This window comes from Trujillonella humicola (assembly GCF_046233715.1).
GTDB lineage: Bacteria > Actinomycetota > Actinomycetes > Mycobacteriales > Geodermatophilaceae > Trujillonella > Trujillonella humicola.
The window spans coordinates 1-2,584 of the sequence record NZ_JBJNRJ010000050.1 but is presented as its reverse complement, the minus strand read 5'-3'; the positions used below and the strand labels follow the sequence as shown (position 1 = coordinate 2,584).

At 73.1% G+C, this 2,584-nt stretch carries 4 protein-coding genes; 2 read left to right on the top strand and 2 right to left on the bottom strand.

Annotated elements, in window-relative coordinates; genetic code table 11:
• Positions 1-76: 76 nt before the first annotated feature.
• Together ACK586_RS19815 and mca are read right to left on the bottom strand one after the other, a co-directional pair.
• Positions 77-391 (bottom strand): hypothetical protein, encoded by a 315-nt coding sequence (locus ACK586_RS19815; protein ID WP_409332226.1) that lies wholly within the window; start codon positions 389-391, stop codon positions 77-79.
• Entirely contained in the window at positions 388-1,284 is an 897-nt protein-coding gene (gene mca / locus ACK586_RS19810) for a mycothiol conjugate amidase Mca (protein WP_409332266.1), read from the bottom strand. The genes ACK586_RS19815 and mca overlap by 4 nt, the downstream gene beginning before the upstream one ends.
• Positions 1,285-1,482: 198 nt before the next feature.
• On the opposite strand from mca, the gene greA reads away from it, so the two are divergent.
• Both greA and ACK586_RS19800 read left to right on the top strand, forming a co-directional pair.
• Positions 1,483-1,983 carry a transcription elongation factor GreA gene (gene greA / locus ACK586_RS19805; protein WP_409332225.1) on the top strand — a complete coding sequence of 167 codons (501 nt, stop codon included), beginning with the start codon at positions 1,483-1,485 and terminating at the stop codon, positions 1,981-1,983.
• Between the two features lie 22 nt (positions 1,984-2,005).
• Positions 2,006-2,326 carry an RNHCP domain-containing protein gene (locus tag ACK586_RS19800; RefSeq protein WP_409332224.1) on the top strand — a complete coding sequence of 107 codons (321 nt, stop codon included), beginning with the start codon at positions 2,006-2,008 and terminating at the stop codon, positions 2,324-2,326.
• The last annotated feature ends 258 nt before the right edge of the window (positions 2,327-2,584 follow it).

Here is a 2,584-nt window from a genome sequence, read left to right as displayed (position 1 = left end):
TTAGCTACGACGCCCACGAATGTGCACCCCACCGGCCGCCCGGGGAGCCCCCGCCCGGGCGGCCCGCCCGCTCGGCTCAGCTGCGGTCGGCCGGCCCCTGGTCGCCGTCGCGCGGCGGCTCGATCGCGCGCGGCGCCCGCCGGAGGGTGTCGAGCAGGTCGTCCCCGGGGGCCTGCCGGCGCTCCTCCAGGAGCTCGGCGGGGGTGTCCGGCACGACGACGTCCGGCCCGTCCTCCACCCGGTCGAAGCTCGGCGGCACCCGCTTGAGATGCCGCGTCATCGAGCGGACCAGGAAACCGATGACGATGAGCCCCACCACCAGCAGCAGCAGCCCGAAGGGGCCGGACTTGCCGACGTCCTCGGGGACCTGGGTGGCCGCCCACAGCATCATCGGACCGTCACCTCGCTGCGCACGCCGGCGAAGAGGTCGTCCTCGGGCATCGGCGAATCGACCAGGGAGCGGGCCAGCTCGTAGTCCTCGGTGGGCCAGACCCGCTGCTGCAGGTCCATCGGGACCGCGAACCAGCGGCCGGTCGGGTCGATCTGCGTCGCGTGCGCGACGAGGGCGGCGTCCCGGATCGGGAAGTACTCCGCGCACGGCACGCGGGTGGTCACCCGGTGGGAGATGTCGTGCTCGGGATCCCAGTTCTCCAGCCACTCGGCGTAGGGGGACTCCCCGCCCGAGGCCAGCACCGCCTCGTGCAGCGCCCGCGTCCGCGGCAGGGTGAAGCTCATGTGGTAGTAGAGCTTGCTCGGCTGCCAGGGCTCTCCGAGCTCCGGGTAGCGGTCCGGGTCGCCGGCGGCCTCGAAGGCGTGCACGGAGATCTCGTGGGTCTTGATGTGGTCGGGGTGCGGGTAGCCACCGCGCTCGTCGTAGGTGGTGACGACCTGCGGCCGGAAGCGGCGGATGAGCCCGACCAGCGGGGCGGCGGCCACCTCGACCGGCAGGAGGGCGAAGCACCCCTCGGGCAGCGGCGGGAGCGGATCCCCCTCCGGCAACCCGGAGTCGGTGAACCCGAGGAACTCCTGCTCGACGCCGAGGATCTCCCGGGCCCGGGACATCTCCTCGACCCGGATCTGCGGCAGCCGCTCCCACACCTCCGGCCGGTCGAGCGCCGGGTTGAGCACCGAGCCGCGCTCGCCGCCGGTGCAGGTGGCCACCAGGACGCGCGCGCCCTCGGCGACGTACTTGGCCATCGTCGCCGCGCCCTTGCTCGACTCGTCGTCGGGATGGGCGTGCACGGCGAGCAGCCGGAGCTGGTCTGCGTCGGTCACGGCGACCATCATCCACCGCTGCACCGACGTGCCGCCGCCGACCGGCCACCCGGACGGGTGTGGTGTGCCACGCGTCACGGCGTTCTCCGGTAGGTTCCGGAACTCCGCCGACGCGTACACCGGCTGCGAGGCCGGTGTTAGCTTGGTGGATCACCCAGCGCGCCGCCCGTCCGGACGGCGCTCCCCGAGCCGCAGGAGTACCCCCGCGTGACCTCCCCCACTGAGAACGAGCAGGGCATCTGGCTGACCCAGGAGGCCCACGACCGGCTGAAGGCCGAGCTCGACCAGCTGGTGGCGAACCGCCCGGTCATGGCCGCCGAGATCAACGCCCGCCGCGAGGAGGGCGACCTCAAGGAGAACGGCGGCTACCACGCGGCCAAGGAGGAGCAGGGCAAGCAGGAGGGCCGCATCCGCCAGCTCACCGACCTGCTCCGCAAGGCCCACGTGGGCGACGCGCCGACGGAGGCCACGCACGCGGTCACCGGCACGGTCATCACGATCCGCTTCCAGGGGGACGACGAGACCGAGAAGTTCCTCCTCGGCTCCCGCGAGATCGCCGGCACCACCGACCTGACCGTCTACTCGCCGGAGTCGGCGCTGGGCGCGGCCATCGTCGGAGCGGCGCCGGGCGCGACGGTGACCTACCAGGCCCCCAACGGCCGGGACATCACCGTCGACGTCGTCGCCGTCGAGCCCTTCGTCCCCTGACGGCCGCGCCCCGGACCTCCGCATGGCGCGCTCCCGGCGGGCCGAGAACACCGGCTTCGAGTGCGGGTACTGCCACTCGGCGGTGCCCGCCAACACCGACGGGCACTACCGCAACCACTGCCCGTACTGCCTGTGGTCGCTGCACGTCGACGACCTGCCCGGCGACCGCGCGAGCGGGTGCCGAGGCCTGATGGAGCCCGTCGGCCTGGTGGAGAAGTCGGGCAAGGGCTGGCAGGTGGTGCACCGCTGCACGGCGTGCGGCCACCGCCAGCCCAACCGGCTCGTCCGCGAGGGCGAGGCCCCCGACGACCTCGACCTGGTGCTCTCGCTCCCCTGGCTGTGACCTCGTCGCCAGGTGCCCTCGAGGCGGTGGCCCGGCTCTTGCGGTGCTGCTCGAGCTCCTGCGGTGTTGCAGCACCGCAGGAGCGGGAGGAACACCGCAGGAGCGGCTGGGCGGCCGCTCAGGCCGCCAGGCCGCGGCGGCGCAGCAGCGGGGCCGGGTCCCGACTTTGATCATTTGCTTAGTGCGTGACTTCCACCTGCGGTAGCGCATCGAGGATGGCCCGCTGAGCTGGGGGAATGGCGGGGTGGAACGTCTGGG